The following is a 19,240-nucleotide window of genomic DNA, read 5'->3' as shown; positions in this document are numbered from 1 at the left end:
AAGTACCAAACAGAATTAACGCTGAACTTATTAATGTTTAAATTTCAAAACAAACCCTTCAACGGCAAGCAGTACCAAATTCACTACCTTTGCAGCATGGAATTAGAATCGATTTACCAAAAACTGCAGATTCAGGAGATGAATCAGATGCAGAAATCTACCTATAAAGCTACTGAAAATAACCAGGACGTTGTGTTACTCTCTCCTACCGGCTCAGGAAAAACATTGGCTTTTTTGTTTCCCGTTCTACGAAATCTAAAGAAAAATACATCAGGAATTCAGATTTTGATTCTGGTTCCGGCAAGGGAACTGGCGCTACAGATCGAACAGGTTTTCAAGGCGATGGGAACAGATTTTAAAGTTTCTGTGTGCTATGGCGGTCATGATAAAAAGATTGAAGTTAATAATTTAATTGAAGCTCCTGCCGTATTAATAGGAACACCGGGAAGGGTTGTATACCATTTAAGAAACAATAATTTTGATCCGAAAACAATTCAGACATTGGTGTTGGATGAGTTTGACAAAGCGCTGGAACTGGGTTTCCATGAAGATATGGAATTTATTGCTAATGCTTTGAAAGGACTTTCACAAAGGATTTTAACATCGGCGACAGCAATGGACGAAATTCCAGCCTTTACCGGACTGAAAAATGAGAAGATTATTGATTTTCTAAAACTGGGTGATGCAAAACCGGATATTCAATTTAAAAAGGTGATGACAACACCAGAAGAAAAACTGGATACTTTATTCAATTTAATCTGTAAAATCGGAAATAAAAGAACCCTGATTTTCTGCAATCACCGTGAAGCTGTTGACCGTATTTCAGAGCTTCTCCGACAAAAAGGTATTGATAGGGAAACCTTTCATGGCGGTATGGAACAGGATGAAAGAGAACGCGCACTTTTAAAATTCAGGAATGATTCTGCAAGAATTTTAATCACGACTGATCTGGCTGCAAGAGGTTTAGATATCCCTGAAGTTGAGTCGATCGTGCATTATCAGCTGCCTCCGAAGGAAGATGCCTTTATTCACAGGAACGGCCGTACCGCAAGGATGAATGCCAAAGGTTTTGCTTATCTGATCATGACAGAAGATGAAAATTTCCCTTTCATTAAAAACAATACTCCCGAAGAAAGCGTTGCCGGATTTAATAAAGTTCCTGAAAAAACGCCTTTTCAGACCATCTACATCAGCGCCGGAAAAAAAGACAAAGTCAACAAAGTAGATATTGTGGGTTACCTACTAAAAAAAGGAGAACTCCAGAAAGAAGATGTAGGATTGATAGAAGTAAAAGATTCGACTTCTTATGTTGCCGTTTCAAGAAATAAAGTAAATTCCGTTTTAAGAAAGCTTGCCAATGAAAAGCTCAAAGGCAAAAAAGTGAAAATGGAAGTGGCTTATTGAGGTTGAGATTGAGGCTAAGGTAAAGTGTTATCTGAATTTTACTTTTAACCTTAGCCTCAGCTTTTTCCTATTTCACCCCTTTTACTTTTGTCGGTAAGGTATACACAGATTTGCTGGCCGTTATAAACAATACATTATTGTCTTTTCCGCCGAATGTGATATTCCCGGTCCAATCCTCGTCAATAGGGATATGGTAGATTTTTTTTCCTTCATGATTGAAAACATGCACGCCGTTTCCTGTGAGATACACATTTCCATGATTATCTATTGTCATTCCGTCTGAACCCATTTCGCAGAACAGCTTCTTTTCAGACAATTTCCCCTCTCCTAATAGATCATAAACATATGTTTTTCCGGCATCTATATCAGAAACATACAGTTTTTTAAACTTTTCACTTCCAATAATTCCATTAGGCTGTGTAAAGGTTTCAATTTTTGTAACATTCCCGTCTTTGCTTCTGTAATAAAGACTTTTATGAGGAAGTTCCTGTTTAAAATCAACCCAATAATCTCTTTCGTATAAAGGATCTGTAAAATACATTCCGCCAAATTGATCATTCCAGATGTCGTTCGGACCGTTCAGTCTTTTCCCTTCAAAACCTTTCAGCAAAACCTGAACTTTTTTGTCTTTAGAAATTTTCCAGATTTCGCCATTGTTATCAGAGCAGGTGATGAGATTATCATCTTTATCAAAATGTGTCCCGTTGGCTCTGCCGGTATCATCTAAAAACTCTACAATTTTATTTGTTTGCCAGTCCCAGTAATAAATCTTATCATTGGGCTGATCTGTAAAATAAACATTTCCTTCCTTGTCCGAAGAAGGACCTTCCGTAAATTTAAACTGATCCGAAATTCTTTCCGGTTTTACGTCTTCATAAAACATATTATTAGTATTTACTGATTTGCAGTTTAGTAATACTAAAACCAAACCAACCGGAGCAAGCCGCAGGATATTTTTCATACAACATTAAATTTTAAGCGCACAATTTACGATTTGTTGACACAGATTCAAAGATTATTTTCTCATTTCTGAACAATAACAACTATTCTGAAAATGTCCGAATAATCCTATTTAAAGAGCAGATCATATTAGGAAAGAAATGCATTATTAATGAGCTTTGCATAACCCGAATAAGTATTTGACTTCGGGATTAAATTAACAATAGAGCAATGAATACACAATCCAACAGCTTTCAGGCACTGGAAAAAAATGATGAAAATTTCAGAAACTCAGTAGGCACGATGGATGAAACCGGAAAGAGAAAATGGGTATATCCGAGAAAGCCTAAAGGGAAATTTACCAATTACAGAAAGTATGCAAGCTTTTTTCTGCTTGCCCTTTTCTTTGTTTTGCCATTTGTGAAAATTAATCACAATCCTTTTTTGTTGTTGAATGTGATTGACCGGAAATTCTTCATCTTCGGGCAGCCATTTTATCTCCAGGATTTTTTTATTCTTGCTTTAGGGGCCGTAACTTCAGTCATTTTTGTCATGTTATTTACAGTGGTTTTCGGAAGGATTTTCTGTGGCTGGCTTTGTCCGCAAACCATCTTTATGGAAAGCGTTTTCAGAAAAATTGAATTTTGGATCGAAGGCGACCGGAACAAACAGATAAAACTTGACCGCCAGGAATGGAATGCTGAAAAGATCAGAAAAAGGCTGTTAAAATGGTCTGTTTTCGCAGTAATTTCTGTTGTTATTACCAACTTTATGTTTATGTATATCGTTGGCTATGAAGAAGTTTTCAGGATCATTTCTCAGGGACCCGCAGAAAATCCTTTCAAATTTATTGCAATGGTTGCTTTTACCTTGATTTTCTATTTTGTTTTCACATGGCTCCGTGAGCAGGTTTGCACATTGGTTTGCCCATACGGAAGGCTGCAGGGCGTACTGATCGACAAAAACACCATCAACGTATATTATGATTTCAAGAGAGGTGAAAACCGTTCAAAATGGAAAAATAACGAAGACCGAAAAGCAGCCGCAAAAGGAGACTGCATCGACTGTAACCAATGCGTAATCGTCTGCCCTACAGGAATCGATATACGAAACGGCCAGCAACTGGAATGTGTCAATTGTACCGCCTGTATTGATGCGTGTGATGAAGTTATGGAGAAAGTAGGTCTTCCGAAAGGTCTTATCCGCTATGCCACAGAGGCTGAGATCGAAAATCAGGAAAAATTCACATTCACTTCCAGAATGAAAGCAACGGCTGTTTTTTTGGTTTTACTGATCGGATTTTTAGGATTTCTGATGTATGACAGAGGTTCAATGGAAGCCAAATTCATTAAGCCAGCAGGATCAACATTTTTCGTTAAAAACGGAAAAATAACGAATACTTTTATCTATACCCTCTTAAATAAATCCAACGAAAAGAAAACATTAACCATAAAAGTGTTAAATCCTGAAAATGCAGAGATACAGTACTTTGGTAATGAAAAGATTATATTAAAAGGAGATCAGATCTTAAAAGGAAATATCAACATTTCTTTCCCTGAAAAAGAGATTAAATTTTCAAAACAAAATATGACGATCGGAGTTTTTGATGAAAAAGGAAATCTTGTCGATTCTTTCGATACTATTTTTGAAGGGCCTTTCCAGCTGGTATTGTAATGCTTTATGATTTATACATTTTAATAAACTGAGTCGGAGTCATCCCGGAAGATTTTCTAAAAACTCTCACAAAATAAGAATATTCTTCATATCCAAGACGGAAAGCGATTTCTACAAGACTTTCATCAAGGTAGATCAGCATTCTTTTGGCTTCCAGGATTACTCTTTCAGTAATCAGATCCGTCGCCGTTTTCTGAACAACAGTTTGAATGATCCTGTTTAAATGCTTTGGGGAAATATTCATAGCGGATGCGTAAAATGCAACAGATTTTTCTTTGGTAAAATTTTCTTCCAGCAAATCTTCAAAATCCTGATAATGCTTAAAGTAAGAAAGCCCCGCTGAAGAGGAAAGATGGTCAAAATCTTTTGAAAACAACCTTGTAGAATAAATAAAAACCTGCGACAGCAATGACAATACCAACCCATTTTTCATCAGGTTTTGATAATGATATTCATTTTCGAGATGATGAATAATCGAAATAAATTCTTGTAAATGCTTATCCTCAAGCTGAAGTTTCCTGGGAAAATGCACCGATCCGAAGAAAGGAAAACTTCTGAGCTTCTGATTCACATAATGCATTTCATAAAAATCCTGAGAGCAAAAGAAGATATACCCATCGATATCGGAAGAAAGCTCCCAGCTGTGGATCTGTCCGGGAGACATGAAAAACAGACTTCCCGGAGAAGCGTCATATTTCTGAAAATCTATTTCGTGCACGCCTTTTCCCTGTGTAAAAAGAATGGTAGCATAAAAATCGTGACGATGAGGTTTTTCCAGATGCCGGTGACCGACGATCAGGTGCTTTTTCAAAGTACTAAAATAAAAATCAGAGGTATTTCTGCCTCCCTGAAACAAATTAATATTGAGTACTGAAATAGATTCCACGCTGGTTTTAATTTAGTCCAAAAATAATAAAAACAATAATCATTTCGTCAGATCAGAAAATGACTTTATACCGTAATATCACGTAAAGATCAACTTTTAAGGCGCAGTATTGCTGAAGAAAATTAAAAAATTTTTATCTTTGAAAATTACGATTCCAAAAATGAAGATAAATTTACCAGATAAGCTGTATTATTCCATAGGAGAAGTTGCGAAAGCATTTGATGTAAACACTTCATTGATACGCTATTGGGAACAGGAATTCCCTATCATTAAGCCTAAAAAAAATAAAAAAGGCAACCGATATTTCACTCCGGAAGACATCAAAAACCTTCAGATTATCTATCATTTGGTAAAAGAAAAAGGTTACACCCTTGACGGAGCCAAAATTGCGCTTACGACAAACAGCAAAATCTCAGAAACCATTACGCTGATCGACAGACTTGAATTTGTAAAAGCGGAATTATTGAAACTTAAAGATTCTCTTGTTGAAAAGGACAGCGAGTAAGGAAAATTTTAAGGTTATTCTTTACCTCAATTTATTTTTTCAACCATTTATCTGAAGTTATATACTGAAATTCACCATTTATAACCTGCTTATTGCTAATAACTAAAAGAATTATTAAGTTTACGGCAATGAAAAAAAGTTATTACCAAAGGCTGGCAGGCATTGGAATGCTCCTCATCATCTTATTTGCTTTTCAAAAATACAGAAGCAAGGAAAAAGAAGATTTTTCTGATGTGTATTTTATCACCAACAATTCCGATGCATTACAATTAGCAGAATTTGATCCCAATGAGCTGGATGAAAAGCAATGGCATAATTTAGGCTTTACCGAAAGACAGATTGCCACGATTCTTAATTACAAGAAAGTAGTTGGAGGAAAATTTTCATCCAAAGAACAATTTAAAAAGTGCTTTGCTATTTCCAGTGAAAAGTTTACAGAACTTGCGCCGTATATTCTTTTACCGGAAAGTGGTCATGAAACGAAATTCACTCATTTCAAAAATTTCGAGAAAAAATCAATTACGGTTTCAGGTAAATTTAATCCTGATCTTTATACAGCAAATGACTGGATGAAAATGGGATTTTCTGAGCGTCAGGCGGAAGCCATCATAAAATATAAAAGCTATCTGGGAGGAAGTTTTGTAAGTAAAAAAAAATTCAAAGAATGTTTTATTATCAGTGAAGAAAACTTTGAAAAGATCAATCCGTATCTGATCTTACCTGAGAAAACGCCGTCAAATTATAATAAATATGCTAAAAAATTAAGTGCCGATAAAGATAAGATTCAATACCATCCTTTTGATCCGAACATTTTAACCCTTGAAGACTGGAAATCTCTTGGCTTTTCCGATAAACAGGCACAAACGATTGTTAATTACCGCGATAGAAATTTAAGAGGAAGCTTTAAAAGCATGGAAGACATTCAAAAATGTTTTGTGATTTCCACTGAAAAATTTAATGAGATAAAACCTTTTATCAGATTAAATACGGCTACCATGGCAAATAACGGAACCTCAAAAATCGAAACTAAGCAACAGGAGAAAACAGATTTTTCAAAAATTGATTTAAATGCTATTACTTTTAAACAGCTTCTTGAATTTGGTTTCGATGAAAAAGCGGCTGGTTCTATGCTTGGTTTCAGGAAAAAATTAGGAGGGTTCGTCAATAAAGAACAGATTTTAACCACGTATAATATTGATCCTGAATTAACGAAAAAACTGCTTTCCGTAGCACAACTAAACACTTCAAATGTTCCTAAGTACACCTTACTGGATGCTCCTGAAGAATGGCTGAAAAATCATCCGTACTTCAAATATTCTGCAGATAAAATTATCTTTTACAGACTTACCGAAAAAGATGAGAAGAAAATCTGGAAACTATTGAAAACAAAGCCCGAGTATGAAGTGAGAATGAAACTGTACCTTAAATAATAAAATAATCTATTGAAATAATGATGATAACAATTACTGTAAATTAATCAAAAGTTTTGCTGGAATCTTCTACAAGCTTTTGTAAGGTAGAAAGCTCATCGTTAGTCAGATCTCTCCATTTTCCGATCGGCAGATCCAGTTTAATATTCAGAACCCTGATGCGTTTGAGCTTTTTTACTTCATAGCCAAGATACTCACACATTCTGCGGATCTGGCGGTTTAACCCTTGTGTTAAAACGATCCGGAAATTCATTTCGTCAATTTTTTCTACCTCACACTTCTTGGTGACCGTATCTAAAATTGGCACTCCGTTTCGCATTTTATCGAGGAATTTTGGAGTAATCGGTTTATCAACCCGTACAATATATTCTTTGCCATGATTATTCCTTGACCGTAAGATTTTATTCACAATATCACCATCACTGGTCAGTAGAATCAGTCCTTCACTTGGCTTATCCAGACGCCCGATCGGAAAAATCCTTTTTGGATGGTTGATGTAGTCGATAATGTTATTTTTTTCCCTTTTGGTGTCCGTTGTACAAACGATCCCAACAGGCTTATTAAATGCGATATAAACATGATCTTCTTCCGGCTCACGGATGGGTTTACCGTCGACCTCAATCACATCTTCATCGGAAACTTTAGTTCCCATTTCGGGAATTTTTCCGTTGATCTTAATTCTACCCTCCTCCAAAAGCTTATCTGCCGCTCTTCTTGAGCAGTAGCCAACTTCCGACAGATATTTGTTGATACGTGTTTTTTCCATTAGTCTTCTCCGTAGCCTGTATAATTTTTATTGCTGAAAATGGTCACTCCATAGCTCACTCCAACGAAAAACGGATTGGAATTTCCCAGTTTATGATTTTCCAGAAAGATCCCTCCTTCCTGGCTTATTCTTTTGGAATAAGAAACCTGTATTCCCAGTCTTCCGCCCCAGAATTCAGCGTCGGAAACGACAGCATTGTTTAGCTGTTTGCCATAATTTAATTCGATATAGAAAGGTCGGTCACCCGGATCCAAAATAAATTTAGGCTGTACCATCAGGTAGATCAGATGATAATTATCCTGAATAAAACTATATCTGAATCCTGCTCCTAAAGCAAAATTAGGAAGAAAATTATAACCGCCAATGGCCGTAATTCCATATGTGAATTTCCTTGGGGGCTCTGAATTAATGTATTGCGTATTGTTAGGAACTTCTTTTTCTTTATTTAATTTAAATCCAAGATTCAGTGACGGATTAAAATAAAATCCCATCGTCTTGGAAATCTTAGTTTCCTGAGCAGAAACGATTGAAAAAGAAACTAAAGCCCATGATAACAGTAAATTCTTCTTCATTATTCACCAAATTTAAAATCATTTGTCAGAAAATCAGAAGTTGCATCCTCAATCTTGTAATCCCCTATTTTGGTTCTTCTCAACTGTGTAAGATACGCTCCAACTCCAAGTTCCTGGCCGATATCATGAGCGAGACTTCGGATATAGGTTCCTTTTGAACATCCTACCGTAAAACTTACCAACGGAAGATTAATGTTAATATCATTTATATAAAAAATGGTTGTTTTCCTGGATTTCATTTCCACTTCTTCTCCTGCCCTGGCCAGATCGTAAGCTCTTTTTCCATCAATTTTTATGGCAGAAAATACCGGTGGCGTCTGATCTATTTCACCAATAAATTTTAACAAAGTATCTCTGATCTGATCTTCCGTAACGTGCGAAATATCCTGATGAAGAATTTCAGGTTTTTCTGTATCGTAAGATTCGGTCTGAACTCCAATTTTTATTTCTGTCCAGTATTCTTTCGGTGCATCCTGAATTTCAGGAATTTTTTTCGTGAATTTTCCACAACAGACGATCAGAAGTCCGGTTGCTCTCGGATCCAAAGTCCCCGCATGACCGATTTTGAATTTTTTAGGCAGATTAAACTCTTTTTTGAGCTTATATTTCATTTTATTGACAGCCTGAAAAGAGGTCCAATCCAAAGGTTTGTCAAGTAAAAATATATGTCCTGATTGTAAGTCTTCAGCAGTCATTTTATATATAGGTAATGGTAATAAGTATCGATTTATTTAAAGAAATAAAAATAAATCAGCAAAGCGATTCCCACAAAAATACGGTACCAGCCCCAAGGTTTAAAACCATACCTATTTAAAACTCCGATGAAAGCTTTAATGGCAATTAATGCAACAATAAAAGCAACTATATTCCCTACAATAAAAATAGTAATATGATCCTGTGAAGACATGATCATCTCATAGCCTTTTTGCGGATTTGCCGTTTCTTTGCCCCATGTTTTAACAAAAATAGAATAAACGGTAACGGCTAACATCGTGGGAACTGCCAGAAAGAAAGAAAACTCTGCCGCAGCTTTTCTCGTTAATCCCTGAGTCATTCCGCCAATAATGGATGCTGCACTTCTGCTGGTTCCGGGCATCATCGCCAGACATTGCCAAAAGCCAATGGTAACCGCTTTTTTTATGGTAATTCCTTTTTCGTCGTCTATTTTGGGATTTTTAAACCATTCATCCGCAAATAATAAAATCACACCACCCAGCACCAAAACCGATGATATAGCAATCTGATTGCCCAGCACAGCTTCTATTTTATCATCAAAAAGATATCCTAATACCAAAGCTGGAATTACTGCGAAAGCAAGTTTGAAATAAAACTGCAAATTTTTGAGATCAAAAAATTTTTTCCAGTATGCCACGACAACAGAAAGAATTGCCCCAAACTGAATGGAAACCTGAAACATTTTTAAAAATTCGTCTTCCGGCAGCCCCATCAGGCTTGCTGTAAATCCCATGTGCGCGGTTGAGGAAATTGGAAGATATTCTGTTAACCCCTCAATGATAGCAATGATTATTGCTTTGATTAAATCCATAAAAATTTTGTATTTATCAAAAAAAACTTTGTCAAAGTTCAGAACCCTGACAAAGTTTTAATGCGTAAAGTATATTTATTTTCTTTTCAGAATCGCGTAAACTTCGATCACAAAACCGATTACAACGAATAAGGGTGCAATTCTGATTCTGCGAATGGAAAAAATATCTTCATTCCATGAATTCGGATCAAATTTTCCGTCTACGGTGTTGGCATCGTGTCCCATCATCAGCAGAAAGCCTATTACGATAAATGCAAGACCGATAAGCATCCACTTGAAGTTCTGCTTTCCGAAATAGAATGTATTTTCCTGAGGTGCTTCAGTGGTTTCTTTTCCAAAGCTGTCTGCGGAAAATTTATTTGTTTTTTTGCTCATTTTAAGAATAATATAAATCGTCTACGTTTGATCTTAAGAATCTCCAGGTGGCTACCACCGTACTCAAGACCGTAATAAAAATCCCTACTCCAAATACCAGTAATACCAGCCAGAAATATTGGTTGTTGTCCTGTACAAAGGCCGAGCCTATCTGACTCGTAAAGTAGTACCAGATTCCGCACAATGCCAAAAGCCCGATTAAAGAGCCTATCGCACCCAACACTACAGCTTCGATAATGAAAGGCTTAAGAATAAATCTTCTTTTTGCCCCTACCAGCTGCATGGTTTTAATGATAAATCTTTTAGAGAATATTTTCAGACGGATCGAATTGTTGATCAATACGACCGCCAATATTAAAAACAGTATGGAAAACCCTAAAATCCATTTAAGAATTCTGCTAAGATTATTGTAAACATCTACCATCAAAGTGCTGTCGTTTTTCACTTCAGCGATTCCCGGAACAGCCTTGATGACCTTTAATGCCTGATCAATTTTGGCAGGATCAACATATTCCGGCTTTAGGGCAATTTCTATAGATGAAGGAAAGATATTTTCTTCGAAAAGAGCGTCGGTATCGATTCCCATGCTTTTCTTAGCTTCCTGAGACGCCATTTCCCTGCTAATGTAGGTTGCCTTTTTCACGGGAGCCAATGTCTGAATTTCCTTAAAAACTTCAGCCTCCATTTTTGCAACTTTAGCAGAATCTTTAGCATTATAATTTTCAGCGAAATAAGCATTTACTACGAGCTGCTCTTTGATATAATCGGAATATTTCTGGGCATTGATTAAAATAAGTCCCATTAATCCCAACAAAAATAACACTAAGGCAATACTTATCACCACTGTAATATTGCTAGACCTAAGCCTTTTCTTATTAAATTCATCTACAGATTTAGCCATTAATATTAAAATTTTTGGCTAAAATAGAAAAAATCTTCCGAAATTTGGGAACGAAAAAGAGAAAATCACTGTTAATAAAATCATAAAAAACATTGAGTGTAAAAGCAAAAAAGCATCTTGGTCAGCACTTTCTGACGGATGAAAACATCGCAAGAAAAATCGTGGAAGGGCTGAGTTTTGAGGGCTACAAAAACGTTATGGAAGTAGGGCCTGGAATGGGTGTTCTCACCAAATATCTGCTGGAAAAAGATCAGAAAATTTACCTCGCGGAAATTGATAATGAATCCATAGAATATCTTAAAAATAACTATTCAAAAGTAACCGAAGAAACATTTGTCGGTGATTTCCTGAAACAGGATTTTCAGTTTACAAACGGAGAGCAGATTGCAATCATCGGTAATTTTCCTTACAATATTTCTTCACAGATTTTGTTTCAGATCATTGATCATTATGAGCTGATTCCTGAAATGGTCGGTATGTTTCAGAAAGAAGTTGCCGAAAGAACAGCAGCCGTTCCGCGAACAAAGGATTACGGAATCCTTTCTGTTTTGATTCAGGCCTACTATGACACCTCTTATCTGTTTACGGTTCATGAAAATGTATTCAATCCGCCACCGAAAGTAAAATCAGGCGTCATCAGAATAACACGAAATCCGAAAGAAGGGCTGGCAGGAAACGAAGTTTTGTTTAAACAGATCGTAAAAGCAGGATTTAACCAGAGAAGAAAAAAACTTTCCAATGCCCTGAAAGTCCTCAATATTCCCGAAGCTTTAAAAACCCACGAATTTATGGATAAAAGAGCTGAAGAGTTAAGTGTGGCAGATTTTATTACTTTCACACAACTCTGGAAAAACAATCAATAACAAAAGCCCTGTTTAAATTTATAATGTATTTTAACATTAAGGAATTAAGAAGCACCTTAGCTTAAAAAAATTAATAAAAATCAATTTATTGATTCCTTAACTTGAATAAAGTCTAACTCACTAAAATTGACTACGTCGAATCTAAAGATTTCTTAATGTAAATTAAAGAATAAACAAAGTTTATTTAATTTAGAAAATTAAGAAAAAACTATAAAATTTATTTAGTGAAATTTAAAAAGACTTTAAGTTTAATTTATTCTATAAAAAAACCTCCGGGAAATCGATATTCCTGGAGGTTTTTATAATTTAAAAGTAAATTAATTTTCTAATTTATGAACTTTTTTAGTTCCTTCATACATTTCGTACTGCAGGAATCGTGTTTCCAGCTTTCCGTTGAAAAGTTTGATTTTTCTGGAAGGACGCAATCCTATTTTCTTTACCGCTTCAAGATCCGATGAGATCAGCCATGCCAACGTATTAGGATAATTTGTCTTGAAAGTATCTCCGATTTTCTTGTAAAAATCATCATCATTAATCGAAATTCTCTCGTCATAAGGCGGATTGAAAACCATTAACAACGGGAAAAGCTCTTTCTTGGAATCAAAGAAATTCTGTTTTTTAACTTCAATCACATCTTCCATTTCTGCAGCTTCAATATTGATTCTCGCAGCGTTAAGCATTCTGGCATCGATATCATAACCAACAATCTTACCGGTGAACTCTTTAATCCTGTTGATTCTGAATTCTTTTATTTTTGCAAAAAGATCGGCGTCATAGTTTTTCCAGTTCTGGAAAGCAAATCTTTTTCTGAAAATCTGTGCCGGAAGGTCCATCGCAATCATGGCCGCTTCGATCAATAATGTTCCGGAACCACACATAGGATCCAGGAAATTGCCTTTTCCATCCCAGCCGGCCAGCTGAAGCATTCCGCTTGCCAGCACTTCATTAATAGGTGCTTCTCCCTGTTCTCTTCTGTACCCTCTTTTAAACAAGGCATCACCGGAAGAATCAAGAGAAATCGTGATGAGCTCACGGTCAATATGAAGGTGGAATTTAATATCCGGATTTCTTGTTTCAACATTCGGACGTCTTTTGAATTTTTCCTGAAAATAATCAACAATGGCGTCTTTCATCTTCAGGGTTACAAATTGAGAATGTTTAAAAGTCTCTGAATTTACCGTCGCATCGATCGCAAATGACTGTTCAACATCCATAAATTCTTCCCAGTTGAATTTAAAAAGCCTGTCATAAAACTGATGCTGATTAAAAGCTTTAAATTCATGAACAGGTACCAGGATTTTCAGGGCCGTTCTCGCAGAATAATTGATTTTATATAAAAAACCTAAATCGCCTTCGCAATTAACTGCTCTGTTTTTAACTTCAACTTTTCTCCCTCCCAATTTTTTGATCTCTTCTGCCAGAATCTGTTCAAGGCCGAAGAAAGTTTTTATCTGAATCTGTATATTTTCTGTATCCATAAGTAATTATTAAAAGTTTAAATATTTAAGAATTAAAAGATTAGGTATTACAATTATTGGTTCATTGAATGTTTCGATCTTTCAATATTAAATACTTTTTCCTTTTACCGCACAAATTTAGTTATTTTTGCATTATGGAATGGTTTGAATCTTGGTTTGATACCCCTTATTATCATTTGCTTTACAACAACAGAAATTATACGGAAGCAGAAAATTTTATCACAAAGCTTACAGCAGATCTTCAGCTGGCGCCAAATTCTAAGATCATTGACCTTGCCTGTGGAAAAGGAAGACACTCTGTTTTTCTTAATAAATTAGGATATAATGTTTTGGGACTTGATCTTTCCAGACAAAGTATAGAATTTGATAAACAGTTTGAGAATGAGACATTAGTTTTCAAAGTCCATGATATGAGGAATCCGATTGAAGCTGAACCTATGGATGCCGTTTTCAATCTTTTTACAAGTTTCGGATATTTTGATCAGGAAAGTGATGATAAGAAAGTTTTTAATTCAGTTTATAATGCTTTAAAACCCCGAGGATTTTTTGTTCTTGATTATCTGAATGAAGAATTTGTACGAAAAAACATAATCCCTGAATCTACGGTAATCAGAGGAGATATTGAGTTTAAAATTACTAAAAAAATAGAGGGAAGACATATCATCAAAGATATCAGATTCGAAGACAATGGTAAACCATACCATTTTTTTGAAAAAGTAAAACTTCACACTTTACAAGCCATTAATTCATATGCCGAAGAATGTGGATTTGAAAGAATTAAAATCTGGGGAGACTATCAGCTGAATGAATTTGATAAAGAAAGCTCGCCCCGTTGCATCAATTTATTTAAGAAAAAATGGTAACAGTTGTTTTACTGATTTTAAGTGTTATTTCAGGAGTTTTTCTCGGGAAGCATTTCGGTAAAAAAGAAAAGCTGGCTAAAAATTTGCTGATTTTAAGCGCAGGATTTCTGATTACCATCTGTCTTAACGAAGTTTTCCCGCAAGTCTATACCACTACTCCGGGAAAAAGTCTGGGGATCTTCGTAATCATTGGAGTTCTTTTACAAATGGTTCTGGAAGCGCTTACCAAAGGCTTTGAACATGGACATTTCCATCATCACAGCGATCATAACATCCTTCCTTTAGCTTTAATGGTGGGACTTTTCATCCATGCTTTTATCGAAGGAATTCCTTTGGCAAATGAAGAACATCAGCTTTCACCTTATCTTTGGGGAATTGTCTTTCATAACCTGCCGATTTCATTTATTCTCGGGGCTTTTTTATTCAACAGGAAAGATGAATCTAAGCGTGCACCATCTTACCCATCTTTACTGATTGTTGCATTATTTGCTCTGGCTTCACCAATGGGAATGTTGTTGGGGAATTATTTTAATCCTGATTTGCAGCCTTATTTCCTTGCTATTGTAGGAGGTATATTCTTGCATATCTCTTCTGTGATTATATTTGAAAGCAATAAAAGTCACAATATTGACTGGGTAAAGATCGGACTTGTGATTCTGGGTGTTTCACTGGCGTTAATCATGCATTTATTCCATAATCATTCTCATCTGGAGCATCATCATTAAAACAAGTTATACTTATAAATAAAAATCTCCGAATTTGCTTCGGAGATTTTTTTTATAGAATATTTTATATGATTTAAAACTTCCAGCCAAATGTGATAAAGAAATTGTTTCTTACATTTTTTACATCTGATACAGCGTAAGCATCACTTGAAATCAGACGGGTTGGAGAATAATAACCTGCTTCATAATTGTTGTCAACTACACCATATAAAAACGGGTTAGCATATTTAGAAGTCACATTCTGATATGAGGCGTCAATATAAAAAGATTTGAAATCATATCCTAAACCAACGGAAAGTGCATTTCTGTCATTTAAAATCAGATTTCCGTAAGATTGACCTTCTGCTACACCACCATTGTCAGTGTATCTGTCAATCGTCAGTGCATCAAACGGACTAGAAGCGTAGGCATATCCTCCTCTTAGTCTAAACTGTTTAAGACGGTATTCTGCTCCTATTTTTAACTCTGAAAGATTTTTGTAATTATCTTTAAAGAAATCATTCAGTTCTGTTTCTGCACCTCCGTATACTTTATATTTTGGTTTTGTTAATCCCAATGTATAGTCAACATTTAAAGCAAAGCTTTTACTCGCAATAAATGCAGCACTAACCGTTGCCTTTAGAGGAGAGGTTAATTTTCGGTCTTCAGAAGCATAATCATCACCGTAGATAGGATCGTTATAGAAACTGTAACCTCTGGTAATGTTCCAGAAAGTCGGAGTTTCTAATGCAGCACCTACTCTAAAGTTTGGACTTAATTTTCCGATCACCCCTAAAGAAGCCGAGAAACCGTTTCCTCTTTCAGAAAAAGGAGTATTTTGCTTACTGAAATATTCCGAACTTCCGTTTGACAAAGAGTTGAAAATTGCCGTATCAGACTGATCAATAGATGAATTAAAGAAATTAAGCCCAGCTCCAAGATAAAAATTATTATTATAATTTGCTCCTACCCCAACACTCGTTTTCGAAACATACCCATATCGGTCATATGCATGTCTTGCGAAAGAAGAGCTGGTAGCATCCGGAAAATCATAAATCAAATTGGTATTACCCGGAGTTTCAACATAATTTTCGATCGATTGATTTGAATAATTTACACCGATATTAACAAATTTCCAAGCACTTTCAGTCATCAGCTGAAACGTCATTACCGCTCCAATATTTCCAAGATCCCCTTTATTAATATTATATCCGTAAGAAGATCCTGCAAAAGCAGATGTATTTTTATTACTTGTGATAGAAAGCGTTCCTGAAACTTCCCCTGAAATGGCAACCCCTAAACCGGCAGGGTTGGTAAGCAAAGAATTTGCGTCACCTCCCAAAGCACCGTTTGATCCGGCCATCGCATTAAATTTAGCTGAACCTACATTAGGGGCATTTGAATAAACATCCACTGTATTTCTTATTACAGAAACGTCCTGAGCCTGCGCAAAAAATGCTGCAGAAATACTCATTATTGCTAAAGATTTTTTTAACATTATTTTTTTGAATAGTTATTAATTTAAAATTATCTGCCACCTCGGAAGCCACCGCCTCCACCGCCGCCGGATCTGAATCCGCCGCCGCCTCCACCGAAGCCTCCGCCTCCTGATCTGAAGCCGCCTCCGCTGTTGGAATTGTTAAAGCCACCGTTATTATTTCTGAAACCACCATCATTTCGTGGCTGAGATTGCTGCTGATAATTGTAATTTGGTCTTGGCTGACTCTGATTACGAAAACCTCCTTGTGGTCTTACACCATTTTGATTTCTGAAACCGCCGTTGGTACTTCCCTGTCTGAAGCCACCACTGTTACCAGAATTTCTGAAACCTCCGGAATTGCCATTATTTCTGAAGCTTCCGGAATCTGTAGTGCTTCTTCTGAAACCACCTGAATTTGAAGTTACACCATATTTATTGGCAAAACTGCCGTTATAGCTGTTAAATCCTCTGCCATTTGCACCGCTTCTTCTGTAAGGAGCGTAATAACCTCCTCCCCAGTATCCGCCGTAGCCCCAGTAAGGATATCCGTAATATCCTCCCCAGCCCCAATAAGGGTTATAGCCCCAGTATGGTGAGTATCCCCAGCCCATATTCCAGCCGCCGCCCCAGCCCCATGAGCCTCCCCATGAAAGACCGATGCCCCAGCCGCCGCCGTAGCCCCAATATGGATTATATCCTCCATACCAGCCGCCTCCCCAGCCCCATGGATAACCCCAGCCCCAGCCCCACGAATTATCGTAGTAATTGGTCTGGCTTCCGGCATACATTCCCCAATCGGAATCGGTAGCAGTGCTATTCCAGTTATAATTATTCCAATCATTGTAACGTCCCTCTCTCGAATTTGCTTCAGCATTCTGAATAAGATTAGAATCATCTTGATAATAGTCGTAATCTTCTCCTACTCTGTTCCCTCTGTCATTGATAATCACTCCTTCCGGAAGGGTATCTTTATTAGGGTCGTAATAAACGCCATCTGTCTCGCTGTATCCACCCATTTGGGCGCCGCAGGACACAAGTAACAATCCGCCTGCCACAGCCAGAATCCCTTTGGATTTTAACATACCAAGCAAATTTTTATGTATATTTCTTTTCATGATAACGTAAAAATTTTTTATTTAAATTATATTTGCAAAATGTACCAAAAATGTACCATTACCCGTGGTACAAAAAATCTATCAAAAATAGATTTTTATTTTTAGATAACAATAATAGCGAAAAGTTAAAAAAATTAAAAAAAAATTAATGGCAAAATTAACCTCAAGAAGCGAAGATTACAGCAAATGGTATAACGAGTTGGTGGTAAAAGCCGACTTAGCTGAAAACTCAGGAGTAAGAGGATGCATGGTGATCAAACCATATGGCTATGCAATCTGGGAGAAAATGCGTGACGAAATGGATAAAAAATTCAAGGAAACAGGTCACGTAAACGCATATTTCCCGCTTTTTGTGCCCAAGAGCTTGTTTGAGGCTGAAGAAAAAAATGCAGAAGGTTTTGCTAAAGAATGTGCTGTTGTTACCCATTACCGTTTAAAGACAGATCCGGACAATCCTTCCAAACTTATTGTGGATCCTGACGCCAAGCTTGAGGAAGAACTGATCGTACGTCCCACTTCAGAAGCGATCATCTGGAATACCTATAAAAACTGGATTCAATCCTACAGGGATTTACCGATATTGATTAACCAATGGGCAAATGTTGTACGCTGGGAAATGAGAACACGTCTTTTCCTGAGAACTGCTGAATTCCTTTGGCAGGAAGGGCATACGGCACATGCCACAAAAGATGAAGCCATTGAAGAGGCTGAAAAAATGAATAAAGTATATGCGGATTTTGCAGAAAACTTTATGGCAATGCCGGTAATTCAAGGGTTAAAAACTCCTTCAGAAAGATTTGCGGGAGCCGATGAAACCTATTGTATCGAGGCACTAATGCAGGATGGGAAAGCCCTTCAGGCAGGAACATCTCACTTTTTAGGACAGAATTTTGCCAAAGCTTTTGATGTAAAATTCACCAATAAGGAAGGGAAAATTGAGCATGCGTGGGCAACTTCATGGGGAACTTCAACCCGTTTGATGGGAGCTTTAATTATGACCCACTCCGATGATTTTGGATTGGTTCTGCCTCCTACACTAGCCCCTATCCAGGTGGTTATTGTTCCAATATTTAAAGGAGAAGAGCAGCTGGAGCAGATCAGTGAAGTGGCTTTGGATATCCAGGCTAAACTGAGAGCGAAAGGAATTTCCGTGAAATTTGACAATGATACCCAAAATAAGCCGGGCTGGAAATTTGCAGAATATGAATTGAAAGGAGTTCCTGTAAGAATTGCTATGGGACCTAGAGACCTGGAAAATAAATCGGTGGAAATCGCAAGAAGAGATAACCTGACAAAAGAAGTTCGTTCTATTGAAGGTTTGGATTCTTATATCGAAGAATTATTAAAAACCATTCAAAAAGATCTTTATACTAAAGCGGCCAACTTCAGAAAAGATAATATCACTAAAGTTGATTCTTATGATGAATTTAAGAAAGTACTGGAAGAGAAAGGAGGATTTATTTATGCGCACTGGGACGGAACCGCTGAAGAAGAAGAGCAAATAAAAGAAGAGACCAAAGCAACGATCAGATGTATTCCATTAGATGATGATATTGAAGAAGGTGTTTCGCTTATTTCCGGAAAACCTTCACAACGAAGAGTTTTGTTTGCAAAAGCATATTAAATTAATAATAGAAAAGATTATCAGATCTGCAAAATCGTAATGATTTTTGCAGATTTTTTTTGAGATATAAGGGTTTGGACAAATTTTTGATTGCATAAGAGAACATTAATCTCAA

19 protein-coding genes are annotated in these 19,240 nt (G+C 36.5%); 8 read left to right on the top strand and 11 right to left on the bottom strand.

The features are described from left to right. Positions 1 to 96: 96 nt before the first annotated feature. Positions 97 to 1,404, top strand: a complete 1,308-nt coding sequence (locus tag AC3WV0_RS00240; protein WP_488842907.1) for a DEAD/DEAH box helicase — start codon at positions 97 to 99, stop codon at positions 1,402 to 1,404. A gap of 67 nt (positions 1,405 to 1,471) precedes the next feature. Here the strand turns inward: AC3WV0_RS00240 and AC3WV0_RS00235 are convergent, their stop codons facing one another. Further along, entirely contained in the window at positions 1,472 to 2,365 is an 894-nt protein-coding gene (locus AC3WV0_RS00235) for an SMP-30/gluconolactonase/LRE family protein (RefSeq protein ID WP_488842905.1), read from the bottom strand. Positions 2,366 to 2,574: 209 nt separating this feature from the next. On the opposite strand from AC3WV0_RS00235, the gene ccoG reads away from it, so the two are divergent. After that, a complete protein-coding gene (gene ccoG, locus AC3WV0_RS00230; protein WP_488842903.1) occupies positions 2,575 to 4,017 on the top strand; it encodes a cytochrome c oxidase accessory protein CcoG in 1,443 nt (480 codons plus the stop codon). A 4-nt stretch (positions 4,018 to 4,021) separates the two neighbouring features. On the opposite strand, the gene AC3WV0_RS00225 is transcribed toward ccoG, so the two are convergent. Then, positions 4,022 to 4,903 carry an AraC family transcriptional regulator gene (locus AC3WV0_RS00225; protein ID WP_488842901.1) on the bottom strand — a complete coding sequence of 294 codons (882 nt, stop codon included), beginning with the start codon at positions 4,901 to 4,903 and terminating at the stop codon, positions 4,022 to 4,024. Between the two features lie 160 nt (positions 4,904 to 5,063). On the opposite strand from AC3WV0_RS00225, the gene AC3WV0_RS00220 reads away from it, so the two are divergent. Then, on the top strand, positions 5,064 to 5,408 hold the full coding sequence (locus AC3WV0_RS00220; protein WP_029294276.1) for a MerR family transcriptional regulator: 345 nt from the start codon (positions 5,064 to 5,066) through the stop codon (positions 5,406 to 5,408). Positions 5,409 to 5,536: 128 nt separating this feature from the next. Next, positions 5,537 to 6,838, top strand: a complete 1,302-nt coding sequence (locus AC3WV0_RS00215; protein ID WP_488842899.1) for a helix-hairpin-helix domain-containing protein — start codon at positions 5,537 to 5,539, stop codon at positions 6,836 to 6,838. Positions 6,839 to 6,881: 43 nt separating this feature from the next. Here the strand turns inward: AC3WV0_RS00215 and rluF are convergent, their stop codons facing one another. From rluF to AC3WV0_RS00185, 6 genes are all read right to left on the bottom strand, one after another. After that, entirely contained in the window at positions 6,882 to 7,604 is a 723-nt protein-coding gene (gene rluF, locus AC3WV0_RS00210; protein WP_488842897.1) for a 23S rRNA pseudouridine(2604) synthase RluF, read from the bottom strand. Next, the gene (locus AC3WV0_RS00205; RefSeq protein WP_488842895.1) at positions 7,604 to 8,176 is read right to left on the bottom strand and encodes a hypothetical protein; all 573 of its coding nucleotides are present in this window, start codon (positions 8,174 to 8,176) and stop codon (positions 7,604 to 7,606) included. The genes rluF and AC3WV0_RS00205 overlap by 1 nt, the downstream gene beginning before the upstream one ends. Next, positions 8,176 to 8,871 (bottom strand): tRNA pseudouridine(55) synthase TruB, encoded by a 696-nt coding sequence (truB, locus tag AC3WV0_RS00200; protein ID WP_488842893.1) that lies wholly within the window; start codon positions 8,869 to 8,871, stop codon positions 8,176 to 8,178. Before truB ends, AC3WV0_RS00205 begins: the two co-directional genes overlap by 1 nt. Before the next feature lie 32 nt (positions 8,872 to 8,903). Then, positions 8,904 to 9,722: an undecaprenyl-diphosphate phosphatase gene (locus AC3WV0_RS00195; RefSeq protein WP_488842891.1), complete on the bottom strand. Its 819-nt coding sequence runs from the start codon at positions 9,720 to 9,722 to the stop codon at positions 8,904 to 8,906. Positions 9,723 to 9,797: 75 nt separating this feature from the next. Continuing rightward, complete coding sequence (locus AC3WV0_RS00190) at positions 9,798 to 10,097, bottom strand: DUF3098 domain-containing protein (protein WP_488842889.1); 300 nt, start codon at positions 10,095 to 10,097, stop codon at positions 9,798 to 9,800. Position 10,098: 1 nt separating this feature from the next. Then, positions 10,099 to 10,998 carry a cell division protein FtsX gene (locus AC3WV0_RS00185; protein ID WP_488842888.1) on the bottom strand — a complete coding sequence of 300 codons (900 nt, stop codon included), beginning with the start codon at positions 10,996 to 10,998 and terminating at the stop codon, positions 10,099 to 10,101. Positions 10,999 to 11,090: 92 nt separating this feature from the next. On the opposite strand from AC3WV0_RS00185, the gene rsmA reads away from it, so the two are divergent. Then, positions 11,091 to 11,861, top strand: a complete 771-nt coding sequence (gene rsmA, locus AC3WV0_RS00180) for a 16S rRNA (adenine(1518)-N(6)/adenine(1519)-N(6))-dimethyltransferase RsmA (protein WP_488842886.1) — start codon at positions 11,091 to 11,093, stop codon at positions 11,859 to 11,861. A gap of 317 nt (positions 11,862 to 12,178) precedes the next feature. Here the strand turns inward: rsmA and AC3WV0_RS00175 are convergent, their stop codons facing one another. Then, positions 12,179 to 13,339 carry a THUMP domain-containing class I SAM-dependent RNA methyltransferase gene (locus tag AC3WV0_RS00175; RefSeq protein WP_488842885.1) on the bottom strand — a complete coding sequence of 387 codons (1,161 nt, stop codon included), beginning with the start codon at positions 13,337 to 13,339 and terminating at the stop codon, positions 12,179 to 12,181. Positions 13,340 to 13,473: 134 nt separating this feature from the next. Here AC3WV0_RS00175 and AC3WV0_RS00170 point away from each other — a divergent pair, with 134 nt between their 5' ends. Further along, positions 13,474 to 14,202 carry a class I SAM-dependent DNA methyltransferase gene (locus AC3WV0_RS00170; RefSeq protein ID WP_488842883.1) on the top strand — a complete coding sequence of 243 codons (729 nt, stop codon included), beginning with the start codon at positions 13,474 to 13,476 and terminating at the stop codon, positions 14,200 to 14,202. After that, the gene (locus tag AC3WV0_RS00165) at positions 14,196 to 14,927 is read left to right on the top strand and encodes a ZIP family metal transporter (protein ID WP_488842881.1); all 732 of its coding nucleotides are present in this window, start codon (positions 14,196 to 14,198) and stop codon (positions 14,925 to 14,927) included. Before AC3WV0_RS00170 ends, AC3WV0_RS00165 begins: the two co-directional genes overlap by 7 nt. A gap of 73 nt (positions 14,928 to 15,000) precedes the next feature. Here the strand turns inward: AC3WV0_RS00165 and AC3WV0_RS00160 are convergent, their stop codons facing one another. Together AC3WV0_RS00160 and AC3WV0_RS00155 are read right to left on the bottom strand one after the other, a co-directional pair. Then, complete coding sequence (locus AC3WV0_RS00160; protein ID WP_488842879.1) at positions 15,001 to 16,380, bottom strand: OmpP1/FadL family transporter; 1,380 nt, start codon at positions 16,378 to 16,380, stop codon at positions 15,001 to 15,003. A 53-nt stretch (positions 16,381 to 16,433) separates the two neighbouring features. Further along, on the bottom strand, positions 16,434 to 17,468 hold the full coding sequence (locus AC3WV0_RS00155; RefSeq protein WP_488842877.1) for a prolyl-tRNA synthetase: 1,035 nt from the start codon (positions 17,466 to 17,468) through the stop codon (positions 16,434 to 16,436). A 181-nt stretch (positions 17,469 to 17,649) separates the two neighbouring features. Here AC3WV0_RS00155 and proS point away from each other — a divergent pair, with 181 nt between their 5' ends. Next, the gene (gene proS / locus AC3WV0_RS00150) at positions 17,650 to 19,125 is read left to right on the top strand and encodes a proline--tRNA ligase (protein ID WP_488842876.1); all 1,476 of its coding nucleotides are present in this window, start codon (positions 17,650 to 17,652) and stop codon (positions 19,123 to 19,125) included. The last annotated feature ends 115 nt before the right edge of the window (positions 19,126 to 19,240 follow it).

The organism is Chryseobacterium sp. 27AL (assembly GCF_057815395.1).
Note: the sequence above shows the minus strand (reverse complement) of the source record. Positions and strands in the feature narration are given on the sequence as shown.

Excerpts from the sequence above, each read along its gene's own strand:
- rluF (WP_488842897.1), bottom strand. The coding sequence starts at position 7,604 with ATGGAAAAAACACGTATCAACAAATATCTGTCGGAAGTTGGCTACTGC.
- AC3WV0_RS00240 (WP_488842907.1), top strand. The coding sequence starts at position 97 with ATGGAATTAGAATCGATTTACCAAAAACTGCAGATTCAGGAGATGAAT.
- AC3WV0_RS00195 (WP_488842891.1), bottom strand. The coding sequence starts at position 9,722 with ATGGATTTAATCAAAGCAATAATCATTGCTATCATTGAGGGGTTAACA.
- AC3WV0_RS00170 (WP_488842883.1), top strand. The coding sequence starts at position 13,474 with ATGGAATGGTTTGAATCTTGGTTTGATACCCCTTATTATCATTTGCTT.
- AC3WV0_RS00165 (WP_488842881.1), top strand. The coding sequence starts at position 14,196 with ATGGTAACAGTTGTTTTACTGATTTTAAGTGTTATTTCAGGAGTTTTT.
- AC3WV0_RS00215 (WP_488842899.1), top strand. The coding sequence starts at position 5,537 with ATGAAAAAAAGTTATTACCAAAGGCTGGCAGGCATTGGAATGCTCCTC.
- AC3WV0_RS00235 (WP_488842905.1), bottom strand. The coding sequence starts at position 2,365 with ATGAAAAATATCCTGCGGCTTGCTCCGGTTGGTTTGGTTTTAGTATTA.
- AC3WV0_RS00220 (WP_029294276.1), top strand. The coding sequence starts at position 5,064 with ATGAAGATAAATTTACCAGATAAGCTGTATTATTCCATAGGAGAAGTT.
- AC3WV0_RS00160 (WP_488842879.1), bottom strand. The coding sequence starts at position 16,380 with ATGAGTATTTCTGCAGCATTTTTTGCGCAGGCTCAGGACGTTTCTGTA.
- AC3WV0_RS00155 (WP_488842877.1), bottom strand. The coding sequence starts at position 17,468 with ATGTTAAAATCCAAAGGGATTCTGGCTGTGGCAGGCGGATTGTTACTT.
- AC3WV0_RS00205 (WP_488842895.1), bottom strand. The coding sequence starts at position 8,176 with ATGAAGAAGAATTTACTGTTATCATGGGCTTTAGTTTCTTTTTCAATC.
- AC3WV0_RS00185 (WP_488842888.1), bottom strand. The coding sequence starts at position 10,998 with ATGGCTAAATCTGTAGATGAATTTAATAAGAAAAGGCTTAGGTCTAGC.
- AC3WV0_RS00175 (WP_488842885.1), bottom strand. The coding sequence starts at position 13,339 with ATGGATACAGAAAATATACAGATTCAGATAAAAACTTTCTTCGGCCTT.
- AC3WV0_RS00190 (WP_488842889.1), bottom strand. The coding sequence starts at position 10,097 with ATGAGCAAAAAAACAAATAAATTTTCCGCAGACAGCTTTGGAAAAGAA.
- ccoG (WP_488842903.1), top strand. The coding sequence starts at position 2,575 with ATGAATACACAATCCAACAGCTTTCAGGCACTGGAAAAAAATGATGAA.
- truB (WP_488842893.1), bottom strand. The coding sequence starts at position 8,871 with ATGACTGCTGAAGACTTACAATCAGGACATATATTTTTACTTGACAAA.
- proS (WP_488842876.1), top strand. The coding sequence starts at position 17,650 with ATGGCAAAATTAACCTCAAGAAGCGAAGATTACAGCAAATGGTATAAC.